The organism is Cohnella ginsengisoli (assembly GCF_029525555.1).
Classification (GTDB): Bacteria; Bacillota; Bacilli; order Paenibacillales; family Paenibacillaceae; genus Cohnella; species Cohnella ginsengisoli.
Window position 1 is genome coordinate 614,825 of record NZ_JAPDHZ010000006.1, and the last position, 14,679, is coordinate 629,503.

At 61.4% G+C, this 14,679-nt stretch carries 12 protein-coding genes and 2 pseudogenes; all 14 read left to right on the forward strand.

The features are described from left to right. The first annotated feature begins 140 nt into the window (after positions 1–140). The 14 genes and pseudogenes from OMP38_RS29430 to OMP38_RS29495 all read left to right on the forward strand — a co-directional run bounded on the left by OMP38_RS29430 (position 141) and on the right by OMP38_RS29495 (position 14,407). Positions 141–1,283, forward strand: coding sequence for an HD-GYP domain-containing protein (locus tag OMP38_RS29430; RefSeq protein WP_277568238.1), 1,143 nt, complete (start codon positions 141–143; stop codon positions 1,281–1,283). Positions 1,284–1,489: 206 nt separating this feature from the next. Beyond that, positions 1,490–1,778 (forward strand): annotated as a pseudogene (spoIIID, locus tag OMP38_RS29435) (sporulation transcriptional regulator SpoIIID). Between the two features lie 92 nt (positions 1,779–1,870). Further along, positions 1,871–2,866, forward strand: a pseudogene (mreB, locus tag OMP38_RS29440) (rod shape-determining protein MreB). Between the two features lie 30 nt (positions 2,867–2,896). Beyond that, entirely contained in the window at positions 2,897–3,763 is an 867-nt protein-coding gene (locus OMP38_RS29445) for a flagellar hook-basal body protein (RefSeq protein WP_277568240.1), read from the forward strand. A gap of 21 nt (positions 3,764–3,784) precedes the next feature. Continuing rightward, on the forward strand, positions 3,785–4,630 hold the full coding sequence (locus OMP38_RS29450; RefSeq protein ID WP_277568241.1) for a flagellar hook-basal body protein: 846 nt from the start codon (positions 3,785–3,787) through the stop codon (positions 4,628–4,630). A 144-nt stretch (positions 4,631–4,774) separates the two neighbouring features. Next, positions 4,775–5,008 carry a DNA-directed RNA polymerase subunit beta gene (locus tag OMP38_RS29455; RefSeq protein ID WP_277568242.1) on the forward strand — a complete coding sequence of 78 codons (234 nt, stop codon included), beginning with the start codon at positions 4,775–4,777 and terminating at the stop codon, positions 5,006–5,008. A gap of 248 nt (positions 5,009–5,256) precedes the next feature. Then, entirely contained in the window at positions 5,257–5,775 is a 519-nt protein-coding gene (locus OMP38_RS29460) for a CDP-alcohol phosphatidyltransferase family protein (protein ID WP_277568243.1), read from the forward strand. 191 nt (positions 5,776–5,966) lie between these two features. Beyond that, positions 5,967–6,407, forward strand: a complete 441-nt coding sequence (gene fabZ / locus OMP38_RS29465; RefSeq protein ID WP_090116193.1) for a 3-hydroxyacyl-ACP dehydratase FabZ — start codon at positions 5,967–5,969, stop codon at positions 6,405–6,407. A gap of 94 nt (positions 6,408–6,501) precedes the next feature. Further along, positions 6,502–8,205 carry a phospho-sugar mutase gene (locus OMP38_RS29470; RefSeq protein WP_277568244.1) on the forward strand — a complete coding sequence of 568 codons (1,704 nt, stop codon included), beginning with the start codon at positions 6,502–6,504 and terminating at the stop codon, positions 8,203–8,205. Positions 8,206–8,797: 592 nt separating this feature from the next. Next, positions 8,798–9,139 carry a hypothetical protein gene (locus OMP38_RS29475; protein ID WP_277568245.1) on the forward strand — a complete coding sequence of 114 codons (342 nt, stop codon included), beginning with the start codon at positions 8,798–8,800 and terminating at the stop codon, positions 9,137–9,139. Next, positions 9,042–10,832, forward strand: a complete 1,791-nt coding sequence (locus tag OMP38_RS29480; protein ID WP_277568246.1) for a DUF5693 family protein — start codon at positions 9,042–9,044, stop codon at positions 10,830–10,832. The genes OMP38_RS29475 and OMP38_RS29480 overlap by 98 nt, the downstream gene beginning before the upstream one ends. Before the next feature lie 135 nt (positions 10,833–10,967). Further along, on the forward strand, positions 10,968–12,359 hold the full coding sequence (locus OMP38_RS29485; RefSeq protein ID WP_420869766.1) for a polysaccharide pyruvyl transferase family protein: 1,392 nt from the start codon (positions 10,968–10,970) through the stop codon (positions 12,357–12,359). Between the two features lie 2 nt (positions 12,360–12,361). Continuing rightward, positions 12,362–13,129, forward strand: coding sequence for a WecB/TagA/CpsF family glycosyltransferase (locus tag OMP38_RS29490; RefSeq protein WP_277568247.1), 768 nt, complete (start codon positions 12,362–12,364; stop codon positions 13,127–13,129). A 147-nt stretch (positions 13,130–13,276) separates the two neighbouring features. Next, entirely contained in the window at positions 13,277–14,407 is a 1,131-nt protein-coding gene (locus tag OMP38_RS29495; protein ID WP_277568414.1) for an MraY family glycosyltransferase, read from the forward strand. The last annotated feature ends 272 nt before the right edge of the window (positions 14,408–14,679 follow it).

The following is a 14,679-nucleotide window of genomic DNA, read 5'->3' on the forward strand; positions in this document are numbered from 1 at the left end:
CCCGGCGCGCGGAGACGCGCAAGGGCAACCCTGTCTATTTTTACAATTTAGTAGCTGACCAAATGATGGTATTTGTGTTACGATAGTACCATAATTGATACTACGGAAGATCTATCGACTTGAGAGAGGACGCGTGATAGATGAAGCTCGTGACTGTAGACGAACTTCACCCCGGCGACGTGTTGGACAGGCCGGTATACGGTAAAAACGGATTGGTCATGCTCGAAGCCGGCACGGAGCTGACGGCGCAATACATAGATAGATTGCAGCTCCTCGGTTTTCAGTCGGTCGCCCTTGGCAAGCGCGGCGCGGCGGCCGAAGCGCTCATCGCTTCCCGCATGAAGGTTCGGCCCGACGAGAAGGTTCGCGACCTGACCGAGATCGAGCTGCTGCGCGCCGATCCGGTCCAGCTTCAGGAGACGCATCATAGCCTGATCCGCTTTTTGGAGACGGAAGAAAACTTCAGCAGGCTCGCCCTGCCTCACGCAGAGCTTGAGAACTTCAAGCGGGGGTACCGGGAGCGCCTGCTCTCTGCGGTTAGCCATCGGGCGGTGGCCGAGGAGCTCAGCGTGCTGAGACAAACCGATGAATCGCTATTCGAGCACGCGCTGCAGGTATCGCTCATGTCGGGGGTGATCGGCGCGTCTAGCGGGATGGACGCGAATGCCCAGTACGAGCTAGGCATCGGCGCACTGCTATTCGACGTCGGCATGACGCGGATCTCGCCCGAGCTGCTCCAAGCCAAGCGCAGGCTCACGGACGCGGAGATGGCGGCGGTCAAGCAGCATACGACACTCGGTTACCATGCGCTCGGGCGCATGCGGGAGGTTCCCGATGCGGCGGCCAAGTGCGCGCTGCTGCACCACGAGCGCTATCGGGGAGACGGCTATCCGTACGGAATCGCGCAGGACAAGATCCCGGACATGGCGCAGATCGTCGGCCTGGCCGACGTGTTCGACGCGCTCCTCTCGCCGCGCCATTACCGCGATCCTTATCCGCCATGCGAGGCGATGGAATATATGTTCGCCGCCGGCAATTACGAGTTCGGCATCGGCATCGTACGTTCGTTCCTCAAAAACCTCACGATCTTCCCGACGGGCATGGCCGTGGTCCTCAGCAGCGGACAGACGGCGATCGTCAAGGATACGGAGGGGCGGCCGGCGCACAAGCCGGTCGTACTGGTCGTACGCGAGGCTGACGGCCGCGTGCCGTCTCCGTACGAGATCGATCTCCATGAAAACGCTCGCATCTACGTATCCCGCGCCGTGCAGGTCAAGGGATGAGCGGGCGGCGACCCAAGCTATGGATTACGCTGGACGGGCCTTTGGGCTCGTCTTTTTTTGCGTTTATTAGGACGCCATAGAAGTCCATTTGACCCATAAGCCCCGCCCTCTGCGGACTTTATAGGCTTGTCAGGCTTGGTTACAAAGAATAAGTGAACGTCCCCCTCATATACTGTACCAATCAATCAGAGCAGGGAGGCGGGAGCGTGCACGATTACATCAAAGAACGGACCATCAAGATCGGCCGCAGCATCGTGGAGACGCGCAATACGGTTCGTACCATCGCCAAGGAATTCGGCGTCTCCAAGAGCACGGTGCACAAAGATCTGACCGAGCGTCTGCCGGAGATCAATCCGGACCTGGCCGATCAGGTCAAGCACATCCTCGAGTACCACAAGTCGATCCGGCATCTGCGGGGCGGGGAGGCGACCAAGATCAAGTACAAAAAAGACGACGATCAAGAAGCGGGAAGTATTCGCGGTCGCAAAAGCGTAAATTTTGTCATATCGTTAGAAATGTTAGAGGATTTTTAGAAATCATGGCGAATACTTAAAGGAATATCTATGCGTTGGAGGCTTGTTTTTCATATGTTCAGCAAAGACATCGGAATCGACTTGGGCACGGCGAACGTCTCCATCCACATTAAAGGCAAGGGCGTCGTGCTCGACGAGCCTTCCGTTGTCGCGATAGAGAACGACACCCGCAGGGTGCTGGCCGTCGGGGAGGATGCGCGCCGGATGGTCGGCCGCACCCCGGCAATATCATCGCGATCCGCCCGCTGAAGGACGGCGTCATCGCCGACTTCGAAGTTACGGACATGATGCTGAAGGCGTTCATTCAGCGGGTCGGAGGCCGCAGCTGGTACGGGCGTCCGCGCATCCTGATCTGCGCGCCCACCAACATCACCTCGGTCGAGCAAAAAGCGATCCGCGAGGCCGCGGAGCGTAGCGGAGCGAAGGAAGTCTTTCTGGAGGAAGAGCCCAAGGCGGCCGCGATCGGCGCCGGCATGGATATCTTCCAGCCAAGCGGCAATATGGTCGTGGACATCGGCGGCGGCACGACCGACGTCGCGGTACTGTCCATGGGGGGATGTCGTGACCGCCTCGTCGCTCAAGGTTGCCGGAGACAAATTCGATGCCGCCATCATGCGGTATATCAAAAATAAATACAAGCTGCTCATCGGCGAGCGGACAAGCGAAGACATCAAGATCAAGATCGGCACCGTCTATACCGGCGGCCGGAAGGAAGAAATGGATATTCGGGGCCGGGACATGGTCTCGGGATTGCCGCTCACCGTGACGATTCACGCGGACGAGGTCCGCGAGGCGCTATGGGAGCCCGTATCGTCCATCGTCGCTTCCGCCAAGGCCGTGCTGGAGCGGACGCCGCCGGAGCTGTCGGCCGACATCATTGACCGCGGCGTCATTTTAACGGGCGGCGGCGCGCTGCTGGACGGGCTCGACGCCCTGCTGGCGGACGAGCTCAAAGTGCCCGTGCTGATCGCAGAAGACCCGATGCACTGCGTCGTCAAGGGAACGGGCATCATGCTCGACCACCTCGACAAGATGGCGCGCCGCAAGTAGCTTTCTTACAACGGGAGGGAACAACGCAACATGATCAGAGGATTGTATACGGCGGCTGCCGGGATGATCGCGGAGCAGCGCAGGCACGATACGGTGACGAACAACGTGGCCAACTTGAATACGCCCGGCTACAAGGGCGTTAATTCGGTGAACCGGGCATTTCCCGAGATGCTCATCTCGCTGATGGGCAGCCCGGACGACACGAAGGGCACGATCGGCAAATTGAATACGGGCGTATTCGCCGAGGAGAGCCTCATCAACCTGAGCCAGGGCGACCTGAACGAGACGGGACGCAGCCAGGACCTGGCGCTCGTGTCGGACATCCTCGTCGACGGACAAGCCTTCGACGACTCCGGCAAGTTCGTGGACGCGAACGGCAACGTCACCTACCAGCCGCAGGCGCTGTTCACCGTGCAGAACGCGGACGGCGAGCGCCGGTACACCCGCGACGGCGGATTCCGCACGACGGCAGACGGCACGTTGGTTACTCCCGACGGGATGCAAGTGCTCGGCGTGGACGGACAGGCGATTCGCGTGGACGGCACTTGGGACAACGTACAGGTCACGTCCGACGGACGCCTGATCGACAAGGAGACCCAGCAGCCGCTGGCCGGCAACCCGGCGCTCTTGCTCACCGAGGTGAACGACCCGAACCAGCTCGTACGCCAGGGCGACGGCAAGTACGTATACGCGGGCGACGCGAACGGGCTGCGTCAGGTGCAGGCGGGCGAGCGCGTAGAGATCAAGCAGGGTTACCTCGAGCGCTCCAACGTGGACGCCTCGCAGTCGATGGTCGACATGATGAGCGCGCTGCGCGCTTACGAGGCGAACCAGAAGATCGTCCAATACTATGACCGCAGCCTGGACAAAGCGGTCAACGACGTCGGCAAAGTATAATAAAAGCGAAGGGGAATCGAGATGAACAACTCCATCGTCAGCGCAGCCGCGTCCATGGGCGCTCTCCAACAGAAGCTGGACGTACTCGCCGACAATATCGCCAACGCCAATACGAAGGGCTACAAGCGCAAGAGCACGGTGTTCGAGGACATCCTCACGAACATCCAGCCGCACGAAAAATCGTTCGAGCTGCCGGGCCGCCGGTCGCCGCTGGGCTTCACGCAAGGCTGGGGCGCGCGCGTCGTCGGCCAACAGATCGACATGACCCAGGGCGCCATGCAGCAGACCGACAGCCTGACCGATCTCGCGATCGCCGGCAACGCCTTGTTCGAAGTGCGCTCGGGCGGCACGCTCGACAGCGCGCGCGCCTTCACGAGACAAGGCGCCTTCCAGCTGTCGCCGACGGCCCAGGGCGACAGCCTGCTCACGACGGCCGAGGGCTATCCCGTCGTCGCCGTGAATACGAACGGCCAGGATACGTTCGTGCGCGTGCCGAACAACTATGAGATGATCGTAGGCGCCGACGGCAAGCTGACCGCCCGTTCTTCCGACGGCAACGAGTCGATCGAGCTGGGCACCCTGCGGCTGGTCGAGGTCAACAAGCCCGAGCTGCTGCAAGCGGTCGCGGACAACCTGTACGGCGTGCCTTCCGACGTGAACGTAGCGGACGTCGTAGCGAACGTCGTCGCCAGGCCCGACGAGGCGGGCGGCGTCGCGATTCGCCAGGGCTTCCTCGAGGAGTCCAACGTCAGCCTGGTGGACGAAATGGCTGATCTCGTCAACGTCCAGCGCGCCTACCAGCTCAGCGCGAGGGCGCTCAGCTCCGGCGACCAGATGTCCCAGATGGCAGCCAATCTCCGCGCCTGACGCGGCTTGACGACCGGCGGCGGGCCGGCGCTTTAGCGTGCCCCGCTGCCGGTCCGCTTGCGCAATTCCGACCCAAAGCTTAGAATAAATTGACTCGAACGCAAAGCATTTTTCGAGCTTCTTTATTCTGAAGGAGGATCTACCGTGTCAGCGACGAAGCGTCCGACGGACAAGAAGCAGCGATCCGCAGGACGGCTCATGATGCTGATCGTTTGGACCAGCGTCAAGATTGTGTTCATCCCGTTACTGTGCATCGTGGCGCTCCTGGCCGGGCTTGGTATCGGATACGTAGTGCTCGGCAAGCAGGAATGGTCGGACGTGTTCGACTGGAATACCTGGAAGCACATGTACGATCTCATTTTCGAGGGCAGCCGTTAGCGCAGCCGTTTGGATTGGAAAGACAGGCGTGCCCAGGCGCAGGCGCCGGTATGGAATGGACGACAAGGAGGCTCCCCGTCTTATGGCAAGGGGAGTTTTTTTTATGCGTATTTGCGATACATATGGTATCATTGACCCGTGACAATCGAACGGGATTTTACCCGACGCGGGACTGGCGGTATAATAAAAGCTGACAACGGTCTTGCGATCGCGATCGCGGAGCCGATGGCGGAAATGGAGGCTCCGGCGTGAATGTGCCGAATCTGTTGACGATGTCCCGCTTTGTCCTGATCCCCGTCTTTCTGGCGCTTTATTTGGACGGACACCCTATATGGGCGTTGATCGTGGTGTTCGGAGCCGGGATTACCGACATGCTGGACGGCTATATCGCCAGGCGCAGCGGCCTCGTGACGCAAGTCGGCATTATGCTCGATCCGCTCGCGGACAAGCTCATGATGCTCGCCGTCGTCGGCGCGCTGCTGGCGCACGGAGAGATTCCCTGGTCCGCTGCGGGCGCGATGGCGTTCCGCGAGGTGGGGATGATCGCGACAGGCACGTACTTTCACTTCCGGGGCAAGCGGACGGTGCCCGCGAATTCGTTCGGCAAGTTGACGACCGTGATTTATTACCTTGCCATCGTGCTGCTGATTCTCGATCAGCCGGGAGGCGTCGTTGCGCTCTGGGTTGCCGTCGGCCTGTCGTTCGCGACTTCCTTCGTTTACTTTACTTCATTTAAAGAACTGAATGGCGAGACGAAGTCCGCTTAAGCGGACGCAGCCGACCTGAAGGATGACAAAAGGACTTGCCGCAGGGCCGCGCGGGAAGCGATCGGCACGGGAGGCAAGCCCTCTTATATTCAACCTTCGCGGCTGCAGGACGCGGAAGGATTATACATAGTATGGGCGCCGGGCCTCGCTGTTATTCCTTGGTCGCCGTACAATCGGAGGGAGTACTGTTCATGCTCGACATCAATCAAATTCAGGAAATCATTCCGCATCGCCAGCCGTTCCTGCTCATCGACCGAATCCTCGAGCTCGAGCCGGGCAAACGCGCGGTCGGACTCAAAAACGTGACGATGAACGAACCGTATTTTGCCGGGCACTTCCCTGGATTCCCGGTCATGCCGGGCGTCCTGATCCTGGAGGCGCTCGCGCAAGTCGGCGCCACCGCGATCCTCGGACTCGAGGAAAACAAGGGGAAGATCGGCTTGTTCGCCGGCGTGGACGAGTTCCGCTGGCGGGGACAGGTGACGCCAGGGGACACGCTGACGCTCGAGGTCGAGATTATCCGGCTGAAGGGACCCGTCGGCAAAGGACAGGCATCCGCCAAGGTGGACGGCAAGGTCGTCGCCGAAGGCGTGCTGATGTTCGCGCTGACCGATCCGGCGAAGGAGAGATGAACGTACGGCCCCGGCGCGCCGGGCTCTCGCTGTGACGGAGAGCGCGGCGCCTGGGTATAGATAAAGAGACCAAAGACGGAAGGATGAGAAATTGATGACCATTGCTGCGAACGAAGTGTATGAATCCTGGCTCAACAATCCGAAGGTAGACGACTCGACCAAGGAGGAGCTGCGCTCGATCGGGGACAAACCCGCGGAGATCGACGACCGTTTTTACCGCGAGCTTGAGTTCGGCACCGGCGGCCTTCGCGGCGTGATGGGCGCGGGCACAAACCGGATGAACCGGTATATGATCGGCCGCGCGACGCAGGGCTTCGCCAATTATTTGCTGCGCAACTTCGAGTCCCCCTCCGTCGTGATCGCGCACGATTCCCGCAATAATTCCGATATCTTCACGCTCGAGACGGCACAAGTGCTGGCGGCAAACGGGATCAAGGCTTATTTGTTCCGCTCCTTGCGCCCGACGCCTCAGCTGTCGTTCGCGGTCCGGGATCTGAAGGCCGCAGGCGGCGTCGTCGTGACGGCCAGCCACAACCCGCCCGAGTACAACGGGTACAAGGTCTACGGCCAGGACGGCTGCCAGCTCGTGCCCCATCAGGCGGAGCAGGTCATCGCCGCGATTCGCGAAGTCGACGCGTTCGATGACGTCAAGCGTATGAGTCAGGCCGAAGGCGAAGCGCAGGGCCTGATCGTATGGCTGGGCGAAAATGAAGACAATCGGTTCGTACATACGGTCGCCGCTCAATCCGTTCATCCCGAGGTGCTGAAAAGCGGCGCGGGATCGGCGCTCTCCGTCGTCTATACGCCGCTGCACGGCGCGGGCAACATGCCCGTGCGCTGGGTGCTGGCTGCCGCGGGCTTTACCAACGTACACGTGGTACCCGAGCAGGAGCAGCCGAACGGCATGTTCTCGACGGTCAAGTCCCCGAACCCGGAGGAGCACGAAGCGTTTACGCTCGCGATCAAGCTCGCGGACGAAGTGGGCGCGGACATCATCATCGGCACGGATCCGGACTGCGATCGCATGGGCGCCGTCGTCAAGAACGACAAGGGCGAATACGTCGTGCTGTCCGGCAACCAGTCCGGCGCGCTGATGGTGCACTACCTGCTCTCCAATCTGCAGGCCAAGGGACGCCTGCCGGCCAATGGCGCCGTCATTAAGACGATCGTCACGAGCGAGATGGGCGCCGATATCGCGCGCTCGTACGGCAGCGCGGTCATCAACACGCTCACCGGCTTCAAGTACATCGGGGAGAAAATGACCGAGTTCGAATCCACGGGAGAGCATGCGTTCCTCTTCGGCTACGAGGAGAGCTACGGCTATCTCGCCGGCACGTATGCGCGTGACAAGGACGCGGTCGTCGCGTCGCTGCTCATCTGCGAGGCGGCCGCCTTCTACAAGACGCAAGGCAAGACGCTGTACGACGTGCTGCTGGAGCTGTACGCGAAGTACGGCACGTATCTGGAAAAGCTGGAATCACGCACGCTCAAAGGCAAGGACGGCGTCGCCCAAATCGCCGCGATCATGGCGGACTGGCGCACGAATCCGCCTGCCGAGGTGGGCGGCATCAAGGTGGACCAGGTGCTCGACTACGAGCTGGGACTGGACGGCTTGCCGAAGGAGAACGTGCTGAAGTTTCTGCGCGCGGACGGCTCTTGGTTCTGCCTTCGTCCTTCGGGCACAGAACCGAAGATCAAAGTGTACTTCGCCGTTCGCGGCGACGACCTTGGCGGCGCCAACGCCGCGCTGGACGCGCTGGTCGGCGCGGTCATGGCGCGCGTAGACGCGCTTAGCTAAGCGAGGTCCGCGCCTTTCGGCCACAATCTAGCCCGCAGCCGCCTGCGCTCCGCACGGCTTGCGGGCGCTTGTGCGCTTGGGCGGGCCGGCGGGGAGCGCGACAGTGGCAAGTAACGTCCGGCTGGCTTGCCGTCCGGCTGGCTGGGAGCTGATTGCCGGCTGATTGGCTGGTTTTTGATTCGTTGACTGATGCTGGTGACCTGGCTGGTGAGTGAGTCGTTGGCTCTGACTCGTGCCGGACGGACTCCGATTTGCCTTGAAGGCAAGCGCAATGGGATTCGCATACTCGGACGGTGTCGCTTCTTGTCGCGGTATTGCGCGGGAAATGATGGCTATTGACGATGCAGAAGAAAACGGCTCGTAACTTGCCAGGCTGCGACTTCGTCTATATGGCATGCGCGTCAGAAACGGGAAGGCTTGGCTTCAGCAAGGCGGCAGGAAAATGTTGCGCTTTCGGCATTCATTGCCGGGATAACTGCAATACTACATTTAATTCGCGAAACTCGCGGCAATGGGTAACCTTCGGCGTCCGCGCGAAGCGTTCGTAAGCGAAGCGCGCCGTCGCCGATGAGGATAAAAGGGAGTGGAAGCGGTGCCTGTATGGCTGGATCAATGGAATCGCAGATTGGCGAAGTGGCTCTGGTGGGTCGTGCTGATTGGCGTGCTGGGCTCGCTGCCCGTCGCTTATGCGCGCGTGCAGACCGAGCACTCTGCGAACAAAGTGGAAATCATCGTGGACTACAAGGACATCTTGACGATCGCGGCTACGCAGGCGGATCCGAAGGCGTTTGCCCAGGAGCAGCTTAAAAAAGCTGAAGGATGCCGGCGTCAATGGAATGGCGGTGTTCGAAAGCAATCTGGACGAGCTGAGCCTGACCGGGGACGTAATGGTGTATACGGCTCAGCAAGCCGCGCAGTTGGTTGGCGAGCTTAGCGTGCCGGGCGACAATCGTACATACGTCATGTTCAACAAGCCGGATACCGAGCCCGCGATCAAGCCGATCGTGGAAGACGCGTTCAACCAGGCCGGGGTGAGCGTCGAGTCTTGGTCCGCGAAGGGCCGCGACGGCATCATCCTCGGGGTCGGACCCGATGACGCCAAGCTGCGTCCGATGGAACCGAACCCGCTCTCCATGCAGGCGATCCACGATGCGGGGCTGATGGTCGTACCGCGTATTTCCGATCGTACTCAGCCGTACAACGCCGCTCGCGTGTCCGACTGGCTGGCCAAGTTCAAAGCGGTCGGCGCTACGCGCATTATTTTCGACGGCGAAGCAGTGACGGGATACAACAACCAGGCGGATCAACGCAGCCTGGACGACTTCGCCAAGCAGCTCAAGGACGGCGGGTTCGGTACCGCGGTCATCGAGAACCTGAAGGCGCCGCAGCTCGGCATGGGCGCGCTTGCCCAGAAGCTCGACTACAACGCGGTCCGCCTGCATTCGGTGTCCGAGGGCGAGATGATGGTGATCAGCCCCGAGACGCTGAAGGACCGTCTCGTGCTGGCCGTGAAGGACCGCAACATCCGTATGATCTACCTGAACGCCGCGCCGGCGCGCGACGACAAGAAGGCGGTCGTGACCCACCCGATCGACAAGACGATCGTCACTGCGCTCTCCGGAGACGACGGCGCGATCGAGCGTATGCGAGACTTCGGCTTCGTGACGGGCGAAGCGCATGCTTTTAAGGTTCACAAAGCACCGGCCGAGACGGTCTGGCGCGGTCTGGCGATCGCGGGCGCGGTCTCGCTGATCGCGATCATGATCGGACTGTTCCTGCCGCCGCTGCTCCTGCCGGTTACGATCCTCGGCTTCATCGGCGGAGCGGGCGTGCTCGCGCTCGATTCGTCGCTGCTTACGCAGGCGCTGGCGCTGTTCGTCGCGATCGCGGCGCCGACGGTGTCCGTCGTGACGCTGGTTCGCCTGCTTCGGGCGAGAAGGAATCGCCCCGAAAACTTCCGTATGTCCGCCGGTCGCCGGATAGGCTCCGCGATCTTGCTCTATATTCGTACGGCGATTCTGTCCGTCATCGCCATCCCGTTCGTCATCGCGCTGCTCAACGACATTACGTACGAACTCGTGCTGCAGCAGTTCCGCGGCGTCAGCCTGCTCCATCTCGCGCCGATCGCGCTGGTGGCGCTCTACGTATTCTTTTATGGCTCCGCGAACGGATTCTGGGGCAACCTCCGGCAGCTGCTGGTCATGCCGATCAAGGTGTTCTGGGTCATCGCAGGCGTGTTCATCCTGGCGGCAGGCTATTATTATCTGACGCGTACTGGAAACGGCGGTTCCGCATCCGGCATCGAGATGAAGCTGCGCACGTTCCTCGAGACGACTTTCCACGTGCGTCCGAGATTCAAGGAATTCGCGATGGGCCACCCGCTCATGCTGCTGGGCCTGTTCCTGTCGCTTCGCTATCCGAAGTGGCCGCTCGTGCTCATCGTCGCCGCCACGATCGGACAGCTGTCGATGGTCGACACGTTCGCGCACATTCATACGCCAGCCGTGCTGTCCGCGACACGGGATCTGCTAGGACTCGGCATCGGTTTCCTGATCGGACTCGTGCTGATCGTCGTCTGGCAGGTGCTCGAGCGTCTGTGGGCGGTTTGGAGAAAGCAGCTGGCTTGAAGTGAGCAAGTTCTGCATGGCGCGGAAATCGGGTAAAGAGGAATGCGGCCGCTAAGAGATCGATATTGAAGGTAAGGCAGGGCGGCGCGCCTCTTTCATCTGAATTTAAGGCAAACATAGGCGGTGCATGGCATAATGGGTATGGCAAAAACGGACCGGAAGCTGCGGCTGGTGCTGTCCGGCTACTACGGCTTCCGCAACAGCGGAGACGAAGCGGTGCTGCTCAGCATCCTGAACGCGCTCGAGCAGGCCGGCGAAGACCAAGGTGTATTCGTCGAGCCGATCGTGCTGTCCGGGGATCCGGCCTGGACGGCCCGGCAGTACGGCGTCTGGTCGGTGCCGCGCATGAAGCTGCGCGAGGTGCGCGAAGCGATCGCCGCCAGCGACGGCGTGATCAGCGGCGGCGGCAGCCTGCTCCAGGATGCGACCGGCCTCGGGTCGATCCCGTATTATCTGGGCATCCTGGAGATGGCGCGCTGGGCGCGCAAGCCGACATTTGTGTATGCCCAGGGCATCGGGCCGGTGAAGCGCCGGATGTTCGGGCCGTTCATCGCGCGGGCGATGCGCAAGGCGTCGTACGTGTCGGTGCGGGACGCCGAATCGGCCGCGCTGCTGGCCGGCTTCGGCGTTCCGGAGGATCGGGTCGCGGTCGTGCCGGACCCGGTCATGGGGCTGCCGCTGCCGCCGTCGGCCGGCGGGGCGGAGGTGCGCGGCGCCGCTGCAGGCGGAGCGGCGGGCGATGGGGGCCGCGCGGCCGAAGGCCGGAGCGCGGCGAGCGGTGAGCCCGGCGCGGCCGGTGGCGCGTGGGGCTCGGGGTTGGCCGGCGCCGCCGCTGCGGGCGCCGCGGGCGATGGGCCTCGAGCGGCCGATGGCGCGCGGGGCTCGGGGTTGGCCGGCGCTGCCGCTGCGGGCGCCGGAGAACGCGATGCCGCTCCTGCCGAAGGCGCAGGCGCGGCGCGCGGGGGCGGCACGGACAGGCCGCCGCTGGTCGGCGTGTCCGTGCGGTTCTGGCGCGGCGACCGGTCCGATCTGGACCGGATCGCCGCGGCGCTGGCCGCGCTGGCGCGGCAGCGTCCGGTGCGGCTGCGGTTTTTGCCCTTTCACGAGGGCGCGGACGAGGATGCGTCGCGCTACGTGATCGAGCGGCTGGGCGATGCCACCGTCATGGCGGAGATCGCGCCCGCGCACGATGCGCCGCAGGAGATGCTTCGCGAGATCGACCGCTGCGACCTGCTGGTCGGCATGCGGCTCCACTCGCTCATCTATGCCGCGAACCGCGAAGTGCCGCTGCTCGGCCTTTCCTACGATCCGAAGATCGACCAGTTTCTGCATCGCCTCGGCGACCGGCCCATCGGCACCGTCGACGCGATCGATGTACAACATTTTGCGGCCAAGGCCGTCCAATTCATAGAAGATCCGGCACAGTGGCGCATCGACCATTACAGCGCCATCCGGCGACTGAAGGAAGAAGCGGCCTTACCGGCGCAGCGAATCGTCGAAGCCTGCCTGGAACTTAGAGGGAGATAACCATGTCTCAGACCGCGGATGCACGCAGCTTTCCGACCGTATCGATTTACGGCATCCCTTTTTCTAAAATGAATATGTCCCAAACGGTCGATTATCTCATCGGGGCGGTCGTGTCCGGCAAGAGCCATCGCATCGTCACCGGCAATCCGGAGATGGTCATGAAGTCGCTGCAAAATCCGGTATTCCGCCGGGCGCTGGCGACCGCCGAGCTCGTCGTCCCCGACGGTACGGGCGTCGTGTGGGCGGCGCGGCGCGTCCGCCAGCCCGTAGCCGAACGCGTGGCCGGATACGATCTGCTGCACGAGCTGATGCGCGAGGGAGATCGCCGCCATTGGAGCGTCTATTTGCTCGGCGCCTCGCAGGAAGTCGTGGATGCGGCCCATGCCAAGCTGGCTTCGCTCTATCCCGGCGTTCGATTCGCAGGCGTTCGCAACGGGTATTTTACCGACAGAGACGATGAAGCGGTCGTAGCCGCCATTCGCGATTCGAAGCCCGACCTGCTGTTCGTCGCCCGCTCGATGGATAACCAAGAGCCATGGCTCGCGAAGCATCAGGCCGCGCTCGGCGTGCCCGTCATGATGGGCGTCGGCGGCAGCTTCGACGTACTCGCCGGCAAGACGAAGCGCGCGCCTGCGCTGTTTATCAAGCTGAGGCTTGAGTGGTTCTACCGGCTGCTTCGGGAGCCGACGCGGATCAGGCGAATGATGGTACTTCCCCAATTCGCGATCAAAGTGGCCCGAGACGGCGATAACCTTTTGCAAACGAAATGAAAATGCATGAAAACGAGCTTGAGTGAAGGAAAACGGCCTTTTTTGCCGGAATTCGGCGAAATTATTGGCTTGTTCATTCCCGTGCCGGAGCGTATAATTCATTCCGGTACATAAGCTAAAGGAGATGTAAAAATGCCGACAGGCTGGATGGTTGGAATCGGGATCACCGGATTTGTGCTATCGCTCGCGCTTGCGCTGGTGTTGACGCCGCTTGTTAAGAAGTTCGCGTTTCTCGTCGGCGCGATCGACAAACCGAATCATCGCAAAGTGCACACGCGGATCATGCCACGGCTCGGAGGTCTGTCCTTCTACGCTTCGTTTACGGTCATTATTCTTCTCTTGCTGCCGCTCATTCCCGAGCACTGGTTCAGCGCTCACGACAAGCGTCTCATCGGCGCGCTACTAACGGGCGGTTCGCTCATCGTGCTGCTGGGCGCGCTGGACGACAGGTTTCAGCTGTCCGCCAAGCTCAAGCTGCTCGTGCAGATCGCTGCGGCATGCGTCGTCGTTTTCGGCTTCGATATTCGAATGGACTTCGTTAATATACCTTTCGGCGCGGATAGCCAGTCGCTGACCGAATGGATCAGCATCCCGCTCACGATCTTCTGGATCGTCGGCGTCACCAACGCGATCAATCTGATCGACGGGCTCGACGGCCTCGCGGCCGGCGTGTCCGGCATCGCGATCAGCTCCATCCTCGTCATGTCCGCCCTGATGGGCCAAGGTACCGTCGTCATTCTGTGCGCGGTGCTGCTGGGCGGCATTATCGGATTCCTGTTCTTCAACTTCCACCCCGCCAAGATCTTCATGGGAGATTCGGGCGCTTTGTTCCTCGGCTTTGCGCTCGCGATGCTGTCGATGCTCGGGTTCAAGCAGATCACCGTCGTCTCGTTCGTGACGCCGCTGCTGCTGATCGGCGTGCCGCTGTCGGATACGTTCTTCGCGATCATCCGCCGCCGCGTGCAGAAGAAGCCGATCTTCGAACCGGACAAAGGACATCTCCATCACTGTCTGCAGCAACTGGGTTTCAGCCACCGGAAGACGGTACTCATCATCTATGGCGTGGCTGCGTTCTTCGGCGCATGCGCCGTGCTCCAGTCGGTCTTCTCGAACTCGGGCGTCGGCAACTGGCTGACCTTCGTCGTCATCTGCGTGCTGCTCGTCCTGCTGCAGATCGGCGCCGAGCTCATCGGCATCGTGGACAAGTCGAAGCGCCCGATCCTGAACTTCCTCGCGCGCATGCGTGTGAAGGAGACTGCGGGTACACGCTCCAAGTAACCTTAGAATTCACGGCTCTGTTCCGCACTCGCGGAGCAGAGCTATTTTAGTTTTTCACGATCCTTAAATGTACCTTCAACAGTAGATTCCAAACATTCCCTTGCGGCGGAACTGGGTACGGAGTCTTATTATGGAGGAAATGCCTAAACAATTGACCTCGAGCTTCCGATAACAACAGTACGATAACTGTCTTCCGAGGCAAGTTGGGTGGTGTTCGTTCCTTTATCCCGTTTTCCGACGTCCCTATAACTAACGACCCGCACAAGGAGGAT

Bases quoted from the DNA above. Each gene is read 5' to 3' on its own strand.
- OMP38_RS29430 (WP_277568238.1), top strand. From the start codon at position 141: ATGAAGCTCGTGACTGTAGACGAACTTCACCCCGGCGACGTGTTGGAC.
- OMP38_RS29445 (WP_277568240.1), top strand. From the start codon at position 2,897: ATGATCAGAGGATTGTATACGGCGGCTGCCGGGATGATCGCGGAGCAG.
- OMP38_RS29450 (WP_277568241.1), top strand. From the start codon at position 3,785: ATGAACAACTCCATCGTCAGCGCAGCCGCGTCCATGGGCGCTCTCCAA.
- fabZ (WP_090116193.1), top strand. From the start codon at position 5,967: ATGCTCGACATCAATCAAATTCAGGAAATCATTCCGCATCGCCAGCCG.
- OMP38_RS29470 (WP_277568244.1), top strand. From the start codon at position 6,502: ATGACCATTGCTGCGAACGAAGTGTATGAATCCTGGCTCAACAATCCG.
- OMP38_RS29480 (WP_277568246.1), top strand. From the start codon at position 9,042: ATGGCGGTGTTCGAAAGCAATCTGGACGAGCTGAGCCTGACCGGGGAC.
- OMP38_RS29485 (WP_420869766.1), top strand. From the start codon at position 10,968: ATGGGTATGGCAAAAACGGACCGGAAGCTGCGGCTGGTGCTGTCCGGC.
- OMP38_RS29490 (WP_277568247.1), top strand. From the start codon at position 12,362: ATGTCTCAGACCGCGGATGCACGCAGCTTTCCGACCGTATCGATTTAC.
- OMP38_RS29495 (WP_277568414.1), top strand. From the start codon at position 13,277: ATGGTTGGAATCGGGATCACCGGATTTGTGCTATCGCTCGCGCTTGCG.